Below are 2932 nucleotides of genomic sequence, written 5' to 3'. Positions count from 1 at the left end.
GTGAAGTCGACCGTGATCATGAAGGAGAACCTGGAGGAGCTCAACCAGCGCAAGCTGGCCGCCGACTACCCGGTGATCCTCGGCGGCGCGGCCCTGACCCGCGCCTACGTCGAACAAGACCTCCACGAAATCTACGAAGGCGAAGTCCGCTACGCCCGCGACGCCTTCGAAGGCCTACGCCTCATGGACGCACTCATGGGCGTCAAGCGCGGAGTGCCCGGGGTGGAGCTCCCACCCCTGAAGCAGCGCCGCGTCGCCAGGCGCGACACACCGCTGCTCCAGGTGGCGGAACCCGAACCGGGCGGCCGTTCCGACGTCGCCGTCGACAACCCGGTCCCCACCCCGCCGTTCTGGGGCACCCGGGTCGTCAAGGGCATCCCGCTGGGGGACTACGCCTCCTGGCTGGACGAGACCGCCCTGTTCAAGGGTCAGTGGGGGCTGAAGGACGCCGCCACCATCGAGACGGACGGCCGACCCCGGCTGCGCGGCTGGCTCGACCGGCTGCACACCGACGGGCTGCTCGAAGCGGCCGTCGTGCACGGCTACTTCCCCTGCGTGTCCAAGGGCGACGACCTGATCGTCCTCGACGAGTTCGGCGGCGAGCGCACCCGTTTCACCTTCCCGCGCCAGCGCCGTGGCCGCCGCCTGTGCCTCGCGGACTTCTTCCGCCCCGAGGAGTCCGGCGAGACCGACGTGGTCGCCCTCCAGGTCGTCACCGTGGGCAGCCGCATCGGGGAGGAGACGGCCCGGCTGTTCGCAGCCGACGCCTACCGCGAGTACATGGAGCTGCACGGCCTCTCCGTGCAGCTCGCCGAAGCCCTCGCCGAGTACTGGCACGCCCGCGTCCGTGCCGAGTTGGCGATCGGCGGCTCCGACCCGGCCTCCATGGAGGGGATGTTCCGCACCGAGTACCAGGGCTGCCGCTACTCGCTGGGGTACCCGGCCTGCCCCGACCTGGAGGACCGCGCCAAGATCGCCGACCTCCTCCAGCCGGAGCGGATCGGCGTCCACCTCTCCGAGGAGTTCCAGCTCCACCCCGAACAGTCCACCGACGCGATCGTCGTCCACCACCCCTCGGCCACGTACTTCAACGCACGCTGAACCGGAAGGAACGATCCCTTGGCAGCCGTCGTCGCAGAACACCCCCTCTCCGTCCGGCTCCGGCCGGCCCCCCGGCCCGGCGTGCGCGAGCTGCTGGCCAGCGGCCGGCGGTCGTACTCCTTCGAGTTCTTCCCGCCCAAGACCGAGGCGGGGGAGCGCACCCTGTGGAACGCGATCCGCCGCATCGAGGCGTTCGGGCCCTCCTTCGTCTCCGTCACCTACGGAGCCGGCGGATCGTCGCGCGACCGCACCATCGAGGTCACCAAGCGGATCGCGGCCGAGACGACCCTGCGCCCGGTCGCACACCTGACGGCGGTCGGCCACTCCCGTGCCGAGCTGCGCCACATCATCGGCCAGTACGCCGACGCGGGTATCCGTGACGTCCTCGCGCTGCGCGGCGACCCGCCGGGCGACCCGAAGGGCGTATGGACCCCGCACCCGCAGGGCTTCACCCACGCCCACGAGCTGGTCAGCATGATCCGGCAGCTGGGTGACTTCAGCGTGGGCGTCGCCGCGTTCCCCGAGCGGCACCCGCGGTCGCACGGATGGACCGAGGACGTCCGCCACTTCGCCGCCAAGTGCAAGGCGGGCGCCGACTACGCCATCACGCAGATGTTCTTCCACGTCGAGGACTACCTGCGGCTGCGCGACCGACTGGCCTCGGTGGGCTGCCTGACACCGGTGATCCCCGAGATCATGCCCGCGACCGACGTGCGTCAGATCCGCCGTTTCGCCGAGCTGAGCGACGCCCGTTTCCCGGACGTCCTGGCCCGGCGTCTGGAGGCCGTACGGGACAACCCGGCCGACGGCCACCGGGTGGGCGTGGAGTACGCGACCGCGATGGCCGAGCGCCTACTGGCCGAAGGCGCTCCGGGCCTGCACTACATCACCCTCAACCGCTCCACCGCGACGCTTGAGATCCATCAGAACCTGGGCGTCCAGCCCGCTGCCACCACCGGAGTCACACCATGACCAGCAAGACCCCCGCCGATTTCTCGGACTTCAAGGTCGCCGACCTTTCCCTCGCCGCCTTCGGCCGCAAGGAGATCACCCTGGCCGAGCACGAGATGCCCGGCCTGATGTCGATCCGCAAGGAGTACGCCGCCACGCAGCCGCTCGCGGGCGCGCGGATCACCGGCTCCCTGCACATGACCGTGCAGACGGCCGTCCTGATCGAGACCCTGGTCGCGCTCGGCGCCGAGGTCCGCTGGGCGTCCTGCAACATCTTCTCCACCCAGGACCACGCCGCCGCCGCCATCGCCGCCGCGGGCATCCCCGTCTTCGCCTGGAAGGGCGAGACGCTGGAGGAGTACTGGTGGTGCACGGAGCAGGCGCTGACCTGGCCCGGCGCCGACGGCCCGAACATGATCCTCGACGACGGCGGTGACGCCACGCTCCTGGTCCACAAGGGCGTCGAGTACCAGAAGGCCGGCGTCGTGCCCGACCCCACCACCGCCGACAACGAAGAACTGGCCGTCGTCCTCGGCCTGCTCGCGAACAGCGGCATCGACTGGGTCAAGCTCGCCGCCGGCATCCGTGGTGTGACCGAGGAGACCACCACGGGTGTGCACCGTCTGTACGAGATGATGGCCGAGGGTTCGCTGCTGTTCCCGGCGATCAATGTGAACGATGCCGTGACGAAGTCGAAGTTCGACAACAAGTACGGCTGCCGGCACTCGCTGATCGACGGCATCAACCGTGCCACCGATGTCCTGATCGGGGGCAAGGTCGCGGTGGTCTGTGGCTACGGTGACGTCGGTAAGGGGTGTGCGGAGTCGCTGCGCGGCCAGGGCGCGCGGGTCATCGTCACGGAGATCGATCCGATCTGTGC

Annotated in this window: 3 protein-coding genes; all 3 read left to right on the top strand. The window is 69.9% G+C overall.

All coding sequences use genetic code 11. The features are described from left to right. On the top strand, positions 1-1101 hold a 1101-nt coding region (locus ABZZ20_RS36655), incomplete at its 5' end, for a vitamin B12 dependent-methionine synthase activation domain-containing protein (protein WP_356877356.1). A gap of 81 nt (positions 1102-1182) precedes the next feature. Next, the gene (gene metF / locus ABZZ20_RS36650; RefSeq protein ID WP_356877358.1) at positions 1183-2073 is read left to right on the top strand and encodes a methylenetetrahydrofolate reductase [NAD(P)H]; all 891 of its coding nucleotides are present in this window, start codon (positions 1183-1185) and stop codon (positions 2071-2073) included. Continuing rightward, positions 2070-2932 (top strand): adenosylhomocysteinase (locus ABZZ20_RS36645; RefSeq protein WP_356877354.1); only part of this gene is annotated, 863 nt, incomplete at its 3' end. The genes metF and ABZZ20_RS36645, both read left to right, overlap by 4 nt.

The sequence above is a fragment of the Streptomyces sp. NPDC006430 genome, assembly GCF_040612395.1.
Taxonomy (GTDB): domain Bacteria; phylum Actinomycetota; class Actinomycetes; order Streptomycetales; family Streptomycetaceae; genus Streptomyces.
Note: the sequence above shows the minus strand (reverse complement) of the source record. Positions and strands in the feature narration are given on the sequence as shown.